This window comes from Bacillus cereus group sp. BfR-BA-01309 (assembly GCF_022664315.1).
In the GTDB taxonomy this organism is placed as follows: domain Bacteria; phylum Bacillota; class Bacilli; order Bacillales; family Bacillaceae_G; genus Bacillus_A; species Bacillus_A mobilis.
Window position 1 is genome coordinate 33,850 of record NZ_JAKUHE010000011.1, and the last position, 15,629, is coordinate 49,478.

The following is a 15,629-nucleotide window of genomic DNA, read 5'->3' on the forward strand; positions in this document are numbered from 1 at the left end:
TCCCCTCACCACTGATTTTTCCACTCAACCTATATATTACCAATTATCTTTATCATACTCTTAGTCTATTCATTTTCAATACTATTTTTCCAAAAAAGAAAGGTGTTTTCCGAAATAGGAAAACACCTTTGGCTTATTTCTTCTTATTTAAAACAATACTCACGATAACGCCAATACAAACACCTATAATAGCCGGAACAATCCATCCCACACCTTCTGTATAAAACGGAATGTATTTCAATACTAATGTCCACTGATTCATCATCACATTTTTATTGAAAATATCGATTGCACTAAATACCGCTACAATCCCAACTGTTACTGCATATACGTATGCATACTTTCCAATATACTTATGGAATAACCCTAAAATAATAAGCGTTAATGCAACTGGATAAATAAATCCAAGAATAGGTACTGATACTTTTAAAATTTGTGTTAATCCTAAATTAGCTAAAATCATACTAACAAAACTTAATATAAATGCCCAAAATTTATAAGTTACTTTCGGAAATGCACTTGCGAAAAATTGACTACAAGATGTAACAAGTCCAATTGAAACACATAAACACGCGATCGTAAAAATAAGACCTAATAAAACGACTCCACCTTGTCCAAATAACGTCGTCATCACTTGTGCTAATACATTTGCCCCATTATCAAATGTACCTAACGAACCGCTAATTGAACCAACATATCCAAGTATGACATAAATAATAGATAATAATAGTCCTGCCCCAATTCCAGCAATACTCATATATTTCGCTAAACCTTTATCATCTTCAATACCTTTTGCACGTAAAGCATTTGCAATAACAATCCCAAAAATTAAAGCTGCTAATGCATCCATCGTTAAGTATCCATCTAAAAACCCTTGGAACATAAGAGCTTGTCCATAGTTTCCAGCAGCCTCTTTCACACTACCTACTGATGTAAACATGCTCTTTATAAAGATAAGGGCAATCATACCTAATAATAACGGTGTTAAAACTTTTCCGAACAACCCCATTAATTTAGACGGTGATAAACTTAACCAGTACACAATACTAAAGAAAATAACCGTGTAACATAATAAAACTATACTTCCCGATTCTGTGAAGAACTGACCTGGTCCCATTTCAAACGCTAAACTTCCTGCACGTGGTATACCAAGTCCTGGTCCAATAAATAAATACACGAGACACGGAAAAATAATGGCGAATGAAGAATGAACTCTACCCGCTAGCGTTTGAAAACTTCCTGCTTTTGCAATCGCAATAACGCCCAATATAGGAAGACCTGTTGCTGATATAATAAAACCTACTAATGAAACCCACACATGTTCTCCTGCTTCATACCCAAGGAAAGGTGGGAATATAAGATTCCCCGCTCCAAAGAACATCGAGAATAACATAAGACTAATAAGTAAAATTTCTTTTTTCTGTAACAATTTCATTTCTTTCTCCTTCTTTAATTTCATCTTTTATGAAATCAATTTCACATATAAAAAAGTGCAATAAACCGCATCCTTACAAAGAAAACATAGTCCATAGTCTAACATAAAAGAAACACCCATTCTATAGCTATATCTCTTTTCCAATTTCTTCTGAAAAATCAACCTTTATTGACTTATAATAGTTAATAAGGTAAAATATTAAATGTACAAAATTATTAACTTTGTTTTTGTTTGTGTCAGGAGGAAAATAACATGGAATCAGCGATACAACTAGAAAGAGAACAACAAAGAAAAAAGAAACATCCTCCAGGTTTATACTTACTCTTCTTTACAGAAATGTGGGAAAGATTTAGTTACTATGGATTACGAGGATTATTAACATTATATTTAACAACAGCTTTAGTAAGCGGTGGTCTTGGGTTTAGTCCCGCATGGGCACTCTCTATTTACGGATTTTATACTGGAGCCTGTTATTTCACACCAATGATTGGTGGATACTTAACAGACCGGTTCCTAGGTAGACGAAAAGCGATCACAATTGGTGGTATAACAATGGCAATCGGTAACCTTACACTATTTGCCATGCAAAACCAAGTCGGCCTATACCTCGGATTAGCGCTTATTATTATCGGTAATGGATTCTTCAAACCGAATATCTCTACACTTGTTGGAGAATTATACGAAGAGAATGATCCAAAACGTGATAGTGCATTTACCATTTTCTATATGGGTATTAACGTCGGGTCATTTTTAGCTCCACTCGTTTGTGGGTTTTTATCAGAAAATTTATTCAAAACAACGGTTGATGGCGTCGTACATTACGGATTCCGTTACGGATTCTTAGCCGCTTCAATCGGAATGATCATTGGACAAATTTTATTTACAACACTATCAAATCGCTTCCTTGGTGATATCGGTAAAAAACCAACTCGCGATTTACAAACAACAGATGGACAACCATCAGTAGGAGATACACCGTTAACAAAAAAAGAAAAACAACGTACCGCAGTTATCGTCATTTTAACATGCTTTGTTGTCTTCTTCTGGGCTGGCTTTGAACAAGCTGGTAGTTCATTAACATTATATACAAACAAATTTGTAGACCGCTCTGTGTTCGGATGGGAAGTTCCAACATCTTGGTTCCAATCGGTCAATCCATTATTTATTATTTTACTTGCTCCAGTCATTTCGGCATTATGGGCAAAACTTGCAACTCGCAAGCGCGGGGATTTAAAAATCCCAACAAAAATGGGGCTTGGTATGATCTTGCTCGGTATCGGTTATATCATTCTCGTTATAGCTACATTAAAAACAGGTAGTGATGAACATAACATTACAGAAAAAGCAAACTTACTATTTATCGTCTTTACGTATCTTTTCCATACGTTAGGTGAGCTATTCTTATCACCTGTTGGACTATCAATGGTCAGTGCACTTGCCCCAGTAAAACTTGCTTCTTTATTAATGGGAGTATGGTTAGCAAGCTCAGGAATCGCCAACATTTTAGGTGGACAACTGGCAAGCTTCACAACCTCACTTGGATATGCTGAAGTATTTACCGTAATCGGAGCTGTAGCAATTGTATTAGGTTGTGTTTTATTACTAATTTCTAAGAAACTAGTGAAATGGATGGATTAAAAAAAGATGAGGGGATTTCCCCTCATCTTTTTTATGCATTCTTACCTTTTTCTATCGCTTGTTCGTACAGCTCTTTATGTTCTTTATATTCACTTGGCACAAAATTCTTATAGAAGAACGCAAGCCAACTGTCTCCTTTTTTATATCCTTCTTCTCTAATTTCTGCTGCTTTTTTATTTGATTTAAATCCTTCAATAAACCATTTCTTTAACGATTCATTTTTTTCATACTTAGCAGGAATTTTCAAATCATAGTTTTCAAATGCATACTTATAGCCAGCCTTTTCTACTGCTTTTTTTGTAGACTTATAGCCCTTTTCATAAGCTGTTTCATACGCCTTCACGTACACATCTTTCTCTCTATTTCCAGGATTCTTTCCAGCTAGTTCCTTACCTGCCTTTTCCCCTAGTTCAGCTTGCTCTTTTTCAATTTTTTCTGTTCTTTCTTTATTCCCTACTTGGAAACCTTCTGCAAAGTTCGACTTAAACTCCGGAGCAATTTGACTGTCTTCCATCGTCTCTTGTGCTAAACCTTGCTCTTTTCCTTTTTCAAAATGCGTTTTCTTCTGCTCTTCTAAAGACCAAGATGCAGCATAGGCAGTTTTAAATGCTTCTTTATATGTATCTGATTTTCCAGTTAAATGTGATTCCGTATCATTTTTCCCTGCTTTAAAATCAGTCTCTCCATTTTTTTGTCCCTCAAGCTGCCCTTTTTCCATATCAGCTTGACGCTGTGCTTCCTCTTGCTTACGTGCCTCTTCTGCTTTTCTTTGTTCTTCAGCTACACGTTGTCTCTCTTCCTCTGCTTTCCTTTGTTCCTCCGCTACACGTTGTCTCTCTTCTTCAGCTTTACGCTGCGCCTCTGCAGCACGTTGTTTTTCAGCCTCCGCATTGCTGCGCTGCGCTTCCGCTTGTCTTTCAGCTTCTACAGCACCATTATTATTAGAGCTAGGAGCTGGACTTGTTGCACCGCTACTAGAAGCTGGTTTATTGTGATAATGATACTCCCCGTACTGTAATCCCCATTTCTCACAATTTGTACGACACGTATGTCCCCCATTAGCATCTGTACGTCCTGGATGCGCATAAGCTGAAATTGGAGCTACCAATAACGCTACACTTGTTGTTAAAAGAAGTTTTCTCACCTGTTGTTTCACACTTATTCCTCCCAAAATCTTGAATTCTAACTTTATTATACATAAATAGAAAAATACTTAAATACCAACTAAAATATTCTATTATTTCTCAACATTAGTAAAAAAGAAGGTCAACTCTCTAAAGAGTTGACCTTCTTTTTTACTTCTTCGCCTTCGTTCCTACTAAATCACCAGCAACAACGTAACGCTTAGAATTATCCTTAACAGATACACATGTAATAAGCGTTATTTCATCTTTCCCATGATCCTCGACAACTTCCCACTTATCAGGAGTTACTTCAGATACACCAGTAACCGCATATTCATATTCGTTTTCATTATCATACAAATAAATTTTGTCACCTTTTTTTAAAGAGGCCACATCACTAAATAAAACACCTTTTTTAGACATGTTATGCCCTGCTAATGCATAATTCCCTTTTCCCATTACTTGATTTTCTTTTACTGTTGCTGCACCTGATAATAGGTTTTTCTCAGTAGAAGATTTTAAAACAGGAAGTTCTAATGAAACACTCGGGATCGAAATACGGCCAATTACTTGTTTCTTATCTAATGATGCATTCGCTACTTCTGCCAAGTCTGGTTGATCAATTTTCGAAGCATCTACAAATTCCGTCTCATGTTTTTCATAATCCATCTTTTGAACAGCCTGTACATTTTCAGTCTGTTTCTTTTCAGCCTGATATCCATCATAAAATGGCTTTCCGATTAACACACCACCTACAACAAATAGAAGGATTGCTACTATACTATAAATTCTTTGCTTATTCATATACAATTCCTTTCCCTTACAAAATCTTACTCTATATAAAATGATAAGATAATATTGCTATATGTACAAGTGTAAGCTGAAAAGAAACCTTCTTGCACGTGCAAGAAGGTTTCTTTTTAAGCGATTTTATTTCGATATAAGGATACGTGAAAAATCGTCATTTGAATAAAGAAAATACTAAATGCAATATATACCGGATATGCAGGAACATATAGATTAGCAATTGGAGAAAGAGTTAAAAAACCAACCGCACAAGGCAACACGTACCATAGTGACATAAATGTAGTACGACAAGCCTTTTCTGTAATTGCCTTTTCCCTCTCATCTTCTTGAGGAAATAATAGTGGAAACATCCAATACGAGAGCTTCTTATATTTTTTCTTTTGAATTTTATAAAGAATAGTCGATACAATACCAAATATTAAAAGTAATATTAGCGGCATTAAACTCATTGAAATTTCAGATAGTACTCTCTCCGTTTGAATAAAATTGGCGACTTCAATAGTAAAATAATACAACTCAATAAACGCCCAACCTGCTAATACCATTAAAAGTACATTTAGCATATAAGAAAATACGAGTCTATTCATCCTCTTCCCCCTCCTTATTTAAAACAAACACATCTTCCATCTTTAACTGAAATACATCACAAATCGTAAGTGCTAATAACAAGGAAGGAACATAATCCCCTTTTTCAATTGCAGCGATTGTTTGTCTCGTCACTCCAACCTTTTCTGCTAATACACTTTGCGAAAAATTAAAGCGAGCTCTTAATTCCTTCACTCTATTTAAAATGGACAAATTTACCACCTCTTAATTTCATTGTATGCTATCCTTAACAAAATGTAAACTAAACTTAACATTATTTTTGTAAAAAAAATCCAACTTTACGTATTGTAAAGTTGGATTTCTTTTTAATTTAAGATTGTAACTTTAACTGTTCTTCTGCCCCATTCATTTGCTTGAGCTGAATTTGGCATTAATAAATCAATTATATGCCCTTTTATTGCACTACCAGTATCTCCAGCAATCGCCGTTCCATATCCATCTACATACACAGTAGAGCCTAAAGGTATAACAGCTGGATCTACAGCAATTAATTTCATGTTTGGATTTGCAGTTAAATTATGTCCTAACTTAGATTTTACAGTTTCACCCGGTTTATAGCCATTTTCAGATGGGTCAGCTGTATAAGCTGTTGCTGTTACATAAAATTCTTTTCCACCTTTAGCTGGTTTCGTGTCAGGCTTAGACTCTGGTGATGTATTTTTTGCTACAGGCTCTGCCGACTTAGCTACCTGTTCCTCTTTTTGCTTAGCTACCGCTGCCTTTGCTTTTGCTAACTCCTCTTGCTCAGCCTTTGCAGCTGCTTCTGCTTTCGCACGCTCTTCTGCTGCAATTCTTGCTGCTTCTTGCTCACGAGCAATTGTTTCTTGAACTGCCTTCATATTTGACTCAATTTTAGCCTTTTCTTCTGCTGCTAAATTAAGTTGGCTTGCAATCGCATTATATTTAGCTTGAACTGTTTGTAAGTTATCTTGACGTTTTTTCAAGTTATCTTGCAACTCAGCTTGTGCTTTTGCTAATTTTTGTTTGTCTACTACTAAAGACGCTTCTTTCTCGTCAATTGTTTTCTTATCTTCTTCAATTTGACGAAGATCTTGTTCTTGTAGACGTAAAATTTCTTTATCAGCTTCTAGAATAGTAGAAACCGCGTTCATACGTTGTAAGAAATCTGCAAAGTTTTTTGACTCTACTACAACTTCTACTACTAAACTTGTATTTGAACTGTTTTGAACAGAAACCATACGTTTTCTCATAATATCCTTACGAGCAAGGACTTTATCCTCTAAAACGACAATTTCATTCTTTTTTTGCTCAATCTGCTTATGTGTTTCATCGATTTTACGTTGAATAGCAGCTTGATCCTCTTTATTTTTTGCAATTGTATTATTTAAATTATGTAGTTCGTTTTCGATACCTTTAATTTCTTTATTAACAGCTTGCTTCTCTTGCTCTTTCTTTTGCATATCTGCATCGTTTTGCTGCAATTGCTGTTGCATGTTGTTAAGTTTCTCGTCGTTTGACTCTGCTTTTACAGCGACTGTACTAGAAAGACCGATAATTCCTGCTAATACTAGACTACTGATTCGCTTAAAATAGTTCATAATCCGACTCCCTTCTTATACAGTTATACATGATTTATTTTACAGTTTGTTTACAATACCATTAAATACAGTTTATTTTTCATGACGAAAAAAAGAGAATTATGAATAAAATGTAATAGATTCTTAAATATTTAACAATTCCTATATTTAAAAATTATAAAAGATGCTAAAATCCAAATATAGAGAAAATATAACTTCTAAAGGCGGTTGAAATAAATATATGTTCACTCAAAAAAAATCACTCCAACATAAAATTGATCAATTAGAAAGTCGTATACAAGAACTAGAAGCAGAATTAAAACAAAAAGATATCGAACAACAAGAGACCATTTCTTCTATCCACGATCGTGTACAAAGCGTTGTTCAAGAACATAAACTTGTAAATAACCAACACAATGCGCTCCAAAATTTAGTTCAACAATTAAGCTCATGTTTCGAAAATGTTTCAACGCGTACAACACATTCCAATGAATTGAACAATGAAATGTTACAAAAAGAACAAAGCTTAATTCAGTCAATTGAAGAAATTATTGACTGTTCTAATGAAGGGAAAGAATCTGTTCATCGTTTACTTATTGTAATTAATAAATTAGGTGAACAATCTCAGCGCACTTCTAATAGTATGAATCATTTAAGTGAGCGCTCAAAAGAAATCGAGCAAATTGTAGAAGTCATCCAAAACATTGCAGCACAAACAAATTTACTTGCATTAAATGCGAGTATTGAAGCTGCGCGTGCTGGAGAGCACGGTAAAGGATTCGCTGTCGTTGCCAATGAAGTAAGAAAACTAGCGGAAAGTACAGCCGAAAGTACAAAAAACATCGGCAACTTAACGAAAAAAATTCAAGAAGAAATCGAAAAGGCATACGATAACACAAAAGATAATTTACACTTAGTCGATGAAGGTGTAGAAATGAGTGCCGATACAAACGCTAGAATTGAAAACATCTTAATTATGATTCAAACGTTACAAAGCGGTGCTACAAATGTTATTAAAGCTATCGAAAACCAAAAATCTTGTAATGACGATATATTACGTGAATTCGCTAATACACAACAAATGTTCCAAAAGTTAAATACGACTATTATGAATCATATTCATGATGCTGAGAAAGTCGATGTTCAATTAACGAAAAGTCTTGAAGAAACAGTAGTTTCTCATTAATAATAAAAATCCCTTATACTGTTATAAGGGATTTTTATTATATTTCGAATATTTATTCCTTCTCAATATTCATCCGTATCTTTGTTATAATGGACAAGTTGTTTCTTTCGACTAATAAACAAGGAGGTTATTATGGAACAATTTTACTACATTTTAAAATATTTAATTCTTGGTCTGTTCCAAGGACTAACAGAACCAATTCCGATTTCTTCAAGTGGTCACCTCGTTTTAGCACAGCATTTGCTAGGACTAAAAATAGAAGGGTTTAGCTTCGAACTACTTGTTAATTCAGCTTCATTATTAGCTGTATTACTTATTTATAGAAATGATTTAATTCGTCTAACTAAGAATGGTCTATCTTATATATTTACAAGAGCAGAAGACGCAAAATCAGATTTCTTCTTTATTATTTACCTTGTTATTGCGACTATTCCAGCAGGCGTTATTGGGGTTTTATTTAAAGACTATATCGACCAGTACTTAAAAGGCGTGAAGATGGTTGGGATTTCCCTTCTTATTACTGCTGTCGGCCTTTGGATTATTAGAAACTTGCGTGGACGTAAAAATGATGGCGATCTTTCTATGAAAGATGCAATTATCATCGGATTAGCACAAGCTTGCGCACTAATTCCTGGAATAAGCCGATCAGGTGCAACAATCGTAGCAGCGATGTTACTTGGTATGAAGCAAGAAACAGCTCTTCGTTTCTCATTCTTACTATATATCCCTGTTAGCTTAGGTGGTTTATTACTAAGTATTACAGACATTGCAAAAGATCCAAACCTAGATACATTATTCGTACCCTATGTCGTTGCGTTTATCGCAACATTTATCATGACATATATTTCGTTAAAATGGTTTATGAACATTATGGCAAAAGGAAATTTAAAATATTTCTCTTTCTATTGCATTATCGTAGGTGTACTTACTCTTATTTTCTTATAAAATGAAACTTACAAAGCAAAAGGCGAGTCATTCTATTAAACTAGGATGACTCGCTTTTTTATATCTTTATAATGATAAAGCCCCTCTTACCTTTCTGTACAGTAAGAGGAGCCTTTTTATGCGTACACTTTCTTTTCTTGACAATACAAACGAATAACATGTTTATTTTGTTGAAATACATCATGCGTTAGGCGGATAATAATAAAATTTCGTTTTGTTTGATCATCATGAACAAAAATCTGTTCTCCCTCCTGAAAATGCCATGCACTTTCAAAGGTTGTAATATGATCCCCACTTACAGAAAAAAGCTCATATCGCATATCTTGTACCCTCTCTCAACTAATGATAATCATAATATTCTTATATTAAATTTATTATAACTTAATTCCATTGAGGTTTGTAATTTTTTCTATTTCGAAATATTTTAATTTTGTTTTAAGGTTCTTTTAACGTTATAATGATAAACGAATTTTCATTGAAAGGAGCTTCATTTTGACTGCATATTTATTTCCAATAAAAACAGCATTTATTTTATTTCCTATTTTAGCGATGTTTCTATTAATCCCTTTTTTAATATTTAATTATCGCAAATACGGTTATTTGAATAAATGGCGTTCATTTATTTTATATTCACTATTACTCTATGTATTAAATGCTTATTTTCTTGTTATCTTACCTTTGCCACAAACATATGATACATGTAGCCTACAACCGGCTAATACACAACATATGCAACTCTCGCCATTTTATTTCATACAAGAGATTAGTAATCATACCTCGGCAATTTTAACGAAGCCAGCTACCTACTTCTATTTATTAAAGGAATCTGCGTTTTTACAAGTCGCTTTTAACGTTCTATTAACCGTTCCATTTGGTATATACTTACGTTATTATTTCCGACGTAGCTTCTTACAAACAGTGTGTATTTCTTTTTGCCTTTCACTGTTCTTTGAATTAACACAAGTAACTGGATTATATGGTATTTATAATTGTGCCTATCGCTTATTTGATATTGATGATTTGTTTTTAAACACACTAGGCGGCGTAATTGGTTTTATCATTGCACCAATATTTACGTACTTCCTTCCAAAAACAAGCGAATTAGATATTCATATTGATTTAGAAACGAAACCAGTTGGATTTATTCGTCGTCTCATCGCTATGCAAATTGATTGGATTTTCTTATCTATCGTTGTACCGTTCATTAAAAACAAAGGAAATTCACTATTTATCGCTAACATCCAATCTTATACAAATGTATACGAACTTCTTTTCATTACATGTTCAGTCTTCATTTACTTTATTATCATTCCATACTTTACAAATGGAAGAACAATAGGAAAAGCATTGCTTCGGATTTACATTAAAGGGCAAGCAGAGCGTATTACACTAAAAGAATTATTCATCCGCTACGGTATATTCTATTTCATTCTAGGCGGAATCAATTATATTCTTTCGAGTAGCTCTATCTTAAATCTTAAAGAGCCTTTAGTATTAGTAGTTATATTATTATTCCAACTCGTAATTAACGGTCTATTTATTATTCATGTTTTATTACATGTATTTAGTCGTGATAAGTTACTATTTTACGAGCACATTAGTCAAACAAGAAATGCGATCATACTAAAAAAAGCTGACAAGTAATACTTTGTCAGCTTTTTTTCATAATCGTAAATAATTTTTCTATGTAAGGATTTGAAAACACTTCTGCTTCATCTAGTAACTTTCTCACCTTTAGAAACGAATGCATTTCCGGATATATATTTTGTAATTTTTCGTACGTTAACGTATGCATTTTCCCCCAATGCGGGCGCCCTTCATACTTTAGAAAAATTTTCTCCACCTCACCAAAATAAGCAGCATACTTCATACCTTTATACATATGAACAGCAATGTACGCTGAATCCCTTCCGTATGCTGGACTGAGCCATATATCATCACTTTTCACATAACGGCATTCAATTGGGAAGTGCACTTTATACTTTTTCTTTTCAATAAGGTTTGATATTTCTTCTACAACGACCCGCATATACTTTGAAGGAACACTATACTCCATTTCATAAAATGGAACCGCGCGAGATGTAGCAAATACTTCGTAACTCGGACCAATTATTTTTGTATTCGGTACAGCTTTAGCCGATAATCGACTTACACCTTTACTGATAGAAGGAAACCATTTACATCCTTTAGATAACAAAGAAAACATCTTATTTTCAAGCAACTCTACCTTTAGTTTATGCCATTTTAAATCACTTATTTTACCTGTTGTTTCATTTGTAAATTTCACTTGCACTTCATCAGAATAAGGAAAAACGAAAAATTCAAAATGGCGATTCTTCTTATATTCTTCTAGCTTGTTCATTACAGTAGATAATGACTGTTTTTCACTTTTATAAACGAGCGAATAGGCTGGAATAACCTGCAATTTTATTTTTACAATGATACCTAACATTCCAAGTGATAACTGAAAGGCTCTCCAATATTCCACATTCTCAGTTTCCGAACAAACTATACTCTCACCTGTAGATAAAACTGCGGTAATTTCTATAACTTGTGTTGATAAACTACCAAAGGTAATACCCGTTCCATGAGTCCCTGTACTAATCGCTCCTGCAATCGATTGTGAATCAATATCCCCTAAATTTTCTTGCGCATAACCTTTTTCTGCAAGTAACTTCCCTAAATCATGTAACTTTGTTCCTGCCCACACTTCGGCAACCATCTGCTCTTCATCGATATTCACAATACCTTTCAATTCATCTAAAGAAATTAAAATTTCTTCCGTCTGCACAAGAGGTGTAAACGAGTGTCCTGAACCGACAACACGAATTTTCTTCCCTTCTTTTCGTGCAAGCTCTACAACTTCTACTACATCTTTTATACTTTCTGGATACATCGTATAATGCGGCGTTCCTTCTACATTCCCTGTCCAATTTTTCCATTTTTGTCCCTTTATAGAAAGCATTGGCCATCCCCCCGATATGTTGAATACTCCCCAACAATCCCTCCTTCTTTCACACGATATAAAAACGGAAACCGCTCACATAACTCTCCAGCTTTACTGTGGCGAAACAAGATAGAATCTCCTATCTCTATCCGGTCCTCACCGTTATAAAAAATCGGTGTTTGTACCTCGCCAGCACCTTCTAAAGCTAATAATTCCGCACCATTTGGCCTCCAAATCTCGGGTTCTTTATCTTTACCAATTGCGCCTGAAGCAATATATCCACCACCTAGACAAGTGTAAATATACGGGGCTGGTTTACGTACAACTGGTAAAGCAAATCCGACAGCTGGATGAAATTGCACCTCTTTATAATAATCAAACAGCTTCGGGGCATAAAAAGCAGAACCTATTGTAATCTCTGAAACTGAATTATCTTGCTCGGTTGTTTTTATACTTCCTGTTCCTCCCCCATTTACAAACCTTAGTTCAATACCTAGGTTTTGTATTTCTTTTACGATACGTCCTCTTCTTTCGTTAACTTCTAACACTGATTTCTTTTTTAAATACGAAATCACTTTACTTTTCACTCGCTGATTTGGTATGTGATCTCCTACCCCAGCAATTTGGGCTTCATATCCCATTACACCATCTAGTATTAAAAATGATGATTCTTTCACCCTTTTTACTATTTTCAAAGCACCTTGCACACCTTTTACCGGTGATCTGTTTACCCCAAAATGAAATTGAAAAAAACGACTACTCATATCAATATCCAAACAAACACGAAAACACCCTTTAGACTTCTCAGCAATTTTTTCTAAATAAACAATATGGTCTTCACAATCCACCATACAAGTTATAATGAGCCCTTGCTTTGTTAGCAAACTTATTTCATGTAAAGCTCTTTCATCATAAGCAGGATATCCGAGTAATAAATCATTGAATCCTTGTGCAATTAAAAACAAAGCCTCCCTAGGTGAGAAACACATAATACCTTGAAATCGATCATTTGCAGCTAAAATCTTTTGCATAACCGGAACTGAACGTAACGATTTACTCGCTATACGAATCTTCTTATTTCCACTTAATTCTATAATCGATTGAATATTTCTATCTAAAGCCACTTCATCCAAAAATGCACACGGTAATGGAACTTCTTTAAAAATTCCTCTATCCACATTTTTTCTCTCCTCTTCTCAATATGTCTTATACATATTGGAAAGAAAGTTGAAATTTCCTCTACAAAATAAAAAAGTTTCTTCTTATTTAAGAAGAAACTTTTTTAGGACTACTTCATAGAAATAATTGCCTCTACTGGATAATGATCAGAATAATCATCATACGTATATTTTTTGAGCCATGATGTAACAGTCCACTGTGGAGATTTCGGTTGTAATACTTTATTCTCTATAAATGATGGATTCGCATGATCTTTACTTGCAATAATATAATCTAAATACTCGGCAGGGCTATCGGGGAAATTATATTTCGCAATACTGTTTGTCGTCGCATCCCAAGTTGCTGTATGTCCTTTATAAGATGGAATAGAAGCGTGCAATGTTTTGAACATGGATGCGTACTCTGAATCACTATTGTTCTCTGCATTTACTTTGTTCACGTTCATATCACCACCAAATAGGACGTACTCGTCATTTGGTATATTCTTATTTTTTATAAAATCTTGAATTTCTTTTAACTGATTTGTACGTACAGATGCAGGTGAAGTTTTTCCGCACATACTATCTTCAGCCTGCAAATGCGTCCCAATTACATGAACGAAACGATCATTTTTCTTGATTTTCGTGTATACAAATCCTTTATTTGATAAATTATCTGGCCCGCATCCTTTTGCAAATACATATTGAATCTTCTCAACGATCGGCCATTTACTCACGATTGCAACACCCCCATCTTCAGGCGTTGAAGATGAATAGCTACCTAACGTTTTATCCCATTCATTTCCGTTACTACGACCTAATACCGCTGTTTGATTTGGATATTCTTTCTTCAAATTTCCTAATAAACGGTTTGAAGAACTATTATCAAATACTTCATTTAATATAACAACATCTTGATTCTTTATATAATCCGCTGCCCCAATTAAATCAGCACGCTCACTTTGTCCCCAGTTCGGATATAAGTTTGTTGATAGCATGTACACGTTATGTGTCATCACTTTTAATGTATCATTTTTATTTGTAGACACTTCCGCTTGAGCCGAGGATCCATTATATAAAGCCGCTAGACCGATTCCAACGCTAAGTATACTTTTTAGCAATTTACGTTTCACGATTCATACCTCCATGTGTTGTATAGTGATAAAAAAGGCCAAATACTCTATTGTGAGATTTGACCTTTTTTAAATACTTAACGATCTCCGTACGTATCAAACCAAAGCTGAATGTATCCAGCAGTAACACGTTGTGCATCCATTAATCGCTTACCTGTCATTGGTGTAACTTCAGCGCGCCATTTATCTGCATATTCTTGTGATACAGCTGCTTTTACGAACCAATCTTTCGTATTATCATTTACAATTCCAGAGTAATCTTGTTTCGCCACTACTGCCGCTCCATGAATCCACTCTTCTGGATTTGTACCTTTCCAGTTCCAATATCCATTTCCGTCCGTTACTTTATAATTATCTTTTATCGTATCTACAAAGTTTTCATATTTAGAATGGAACCCTTGTGGGTACGAAAGATTTGTAAAGTTTGCCGCATGCATTGGTTGGTTTACATCTCCTAAATAATGAAGGGATAATCCTAAATAGAAGAATGCTTGTTTCATATCTTTGTTTTTGTATGACTCACCAGCTAATTTAAAGTATTTAGCTCCAGTTTCTTTTGCCTGCTTTGCAAGTGGAATATATGTTTTTCCATTGTCTGGATCATAGAAATGTGAAGCAAATGTGCTATTATCATAATAAGGATTTTCATAGTCAGCAGCATAAATACCGTTCTCTAGCTCTGTACGCCATTCATTTAATTGTGTAACTCGATCTTGTTTTACAAGTGTTGTATTACGAGACATAATATCAATGGCACGGTTTACAATCCATAAATGAGAGTTTACGCCTTCTTTATGCTTATCTTCAGCAGACCAGCGGTGAACTATTTTTATTTTACTTCCCCCATCATTTTCATGAGCAAATGCAACACTTTGTAACGGAGCTACTAATGTAATAGCTGCTGCTAAAGCAAGTACTTTCTTTTTCATTTGAAATCCTCCATTTTATAATTGAATTATTGCAAACTTTTTGTTAGGATCCTATGATATCGTCCGGTTAACCTATGACTAGAATATCCCACCTTTCATGAAATTTCTATCACTAAATTAAAATATGCAGATTTTCATATCATTATAACTTTATACATAGTGAATATAATGATTGAATGCACTT

Annotated in this window: 14 protein-coding genes and 1 pseudogene; 4 read left to right on the top strand and 11 right to left on the bottom strand. The window is 34.4% G+C overall.

All coding sequences use genetic code 11. The features are described from left to right. Positions 1 to 133: 133 nt before the first annotated feature. On the bottom strand, positions 134 to 1,435 hold the full coding sequence (brnQ1, locus tag MR115_RS20315) for a branched-chain amino acid transport system II carrier protein BrnQ1 (protein WP_242242566.1): 1,302 nt from the start codon (positions 1,433 to 1,435) through the stop codon (positions 134 to 136). A gap of 252 nt (positions 1,436 to 1,687) precedes the next feature. Between brnQ1 and MR115_RS20320 the strand changes: the two genes are divergently transcribed. Further along, entirely contained in the window at positions 1,688 to 3,073 is a 1,386-nt protein-coding gene (locus MR115_RS20320; RefSeq protein ID WP_000443151.1) for a peptide MFS transporter, read from the top strand. A gap of 31 nt (positions 3,074 to 3,104) precedes the next feature. Here MR115_RS20320 and MR115_RS20325 read toward each other — a convergent pair whose 3' ends face one another. From MR115_RS20325 to MR115_RS20345, 5 genes are all read right to left on the bottom strand, one after another. Next, positions 3,105 to 4,229, bottom strand: coding sequence for a YHYH domain-containing protein (locus MR115_RS20325; protein ID WP_242242567.1), 1,125 nt, complete (start codon positions 4,227 to 4,229; stop codon positions 3,105 to 3,107). A 139-nt stretch (positions 4,230 to 4,368) separates the two neighbouring features. Continuing rightward, positions 4,369 to 5,001 carry a class A sortase gene (locus MR115_RS20330; protein ID WP_071721043.1) on the bottom strand — a complete coding sequence of 211 codons (633 nt, stop codon included), beginning with the start codon at positions 4,999 to 5,001 and terminating at the stop codon, positions 4,369 to 4,371. Between the two features lie 116 nt (positions 5,002 to 5,117). Further along, positions 5,118 to 5,591, bottom strand: coding sequence for a DUF2178 domain-containing protein (locus MR115_RS20335; protein ID WP_242242568.1), 474 nt, complete (start codon positions 5,589 to 5,591; stop codon positions 5,118 to 5,120). Next, positions 5,584 to 5,802, bottom strand: coding sequence for a helix-turn-helix transcriptional regulator (locus MR115_RS20340; RefSeq protein ID WP_142331704.1), 219 nt, complete (start codon positions 5,800 to 5,802; stop codon positions 5,584 to 5,586). The genes MR115_RS20335 and MR115_RS20340 overlap by 8 nt, the downstream gene beginning before the upstream one ends. A gap of 113 nt (positions 5,803 to 5,915) precedes the next feature. Beyond that, positions 5,916 to 7,169, bottom strand: coding sequence for a 3D domain-containing protein (locus MR115_RS20345; RefSeq protein ID WP_242242569.1), 1,254 nt, complete (start codon positions 7,167 to 7,169; stop codon positions 5,916 to 5,918). Positions 7,170 to 7,815: 646 nt separating this feature from the next. On the opposite strand from MR115_RS20345, the pseudogene MR115_RS30245 reads away from it, so the two are divergent. After that, positions 7,816 to 8,334, top strand: a pseudogene (locus MR115_RS30245) (methyl-accepting chemotaxis protein); the annotation flags it as partial. Between the two features lie 132 nt (positions 8,335 to 8,466). Beyond that, on the top strand, positions 8,467 to 9,279 hold the full coding sequence (locus MR115_RS20355; RefSeq protein ID WP_097817871.1) for an undecaprenyl-diphosphate phosphatase: 813 nt from the start codon (positions 8,467 to 8,469) through the stop codon (positions 9,277 to 9,279). A 116-nt stretch (positions 9,280 to 9,395) separates the two neighbouring features. Here the strand turns inward: MR115_RS20355 and MR115_RS20360 are convergent, their stop codons facing one another. Then, complete coding sequence (locus MR115_RS20360) at positions 9,396 to 9,599, bottom strand: hypothetical protein (RefSeq protein ID WP_001268328.1); 204 nt, start codon at positions 9,597 to 9,599, stop codon at positions 9,396 to 9,398. A 172-nt stretch (positions 9,600 to 9,771) separates the two neighbouring features. Here MR115_RS20360 and MR115_RS20365 point away from each other — a divergent pair, with 172 nt between their 5' ends. Next, positions 9,772 to 10,923 (top strand): VanZ family protein, encoded by a 1,152-nt coding sequence (locus tag MR115_RS20365; RefSeq protein WP_242242571.1) that lies wholly within the window; start codon positions 9,772 to 9,774, stop codon positions 10,921 to 10,923. Positions 10,924 to 10,930: 7 nt separating this feature from the next. Here the strand turns inward: MR115_RS20365 and MR115_RS20370 are convergent, their stop codons facing one another. The 4 genes from MR115_RS20370 to cerA form a co-directional block, all read right to left on the bottom strand. Further along, a complete protein-coding gene (locus MR115_RS20370) occupies positions 10,931 to 12,244 on the bottom strand; it encodes a D-arabinono-1,4-lactone oxidase (protein ID WP_242242572.1) in 1,314 nt (437 codons plus the stop codon). Further along, on the bottom strand, positions 12,232 to 13,404 hold the full coding sequence (locus MR115_RS20375; protein WP_242242573.1) for an amino acid deaminase/aldolase: 1,173 nt from the start codon (positions 13,402 to 13,404) through the stop codon (positions 12,232 to 12,234). Before MR115_RS20375 ends, MR115_RS20370 begins: the two co-directional genes overlap by 13 nt. A gap of 110 nt (positions 13,405 to 13,514) precedes the next feature. Continuing rightward, entirely contained in the window at positions 13,515 to 14,516 is a 1,002-nt protein-coding gene (gene sph, locus MR115_RS20380) for a sphingomyelinase C (protein ID WP_242242574.1), read from the bottom strand. A gap of 77 nt (positions 14,517 to 14,593) precedes the next feature. After that, positions 14,594 to 15,445 carry a phospholipase CerA gene (gene cerA, locus MR115_RS20385; protein ID WP_063261556.1) on the bottom strand — a complete coding sequence of 284 codons (852 nt, stop codon included), beginning with the start codon at positions 15,443 to 15,445 and terminating at the stop codon, positions 14,594 to 14,596. Between the last annotated feature and the right edge of the window lie 184 nt (positions 15,446 to 15,629).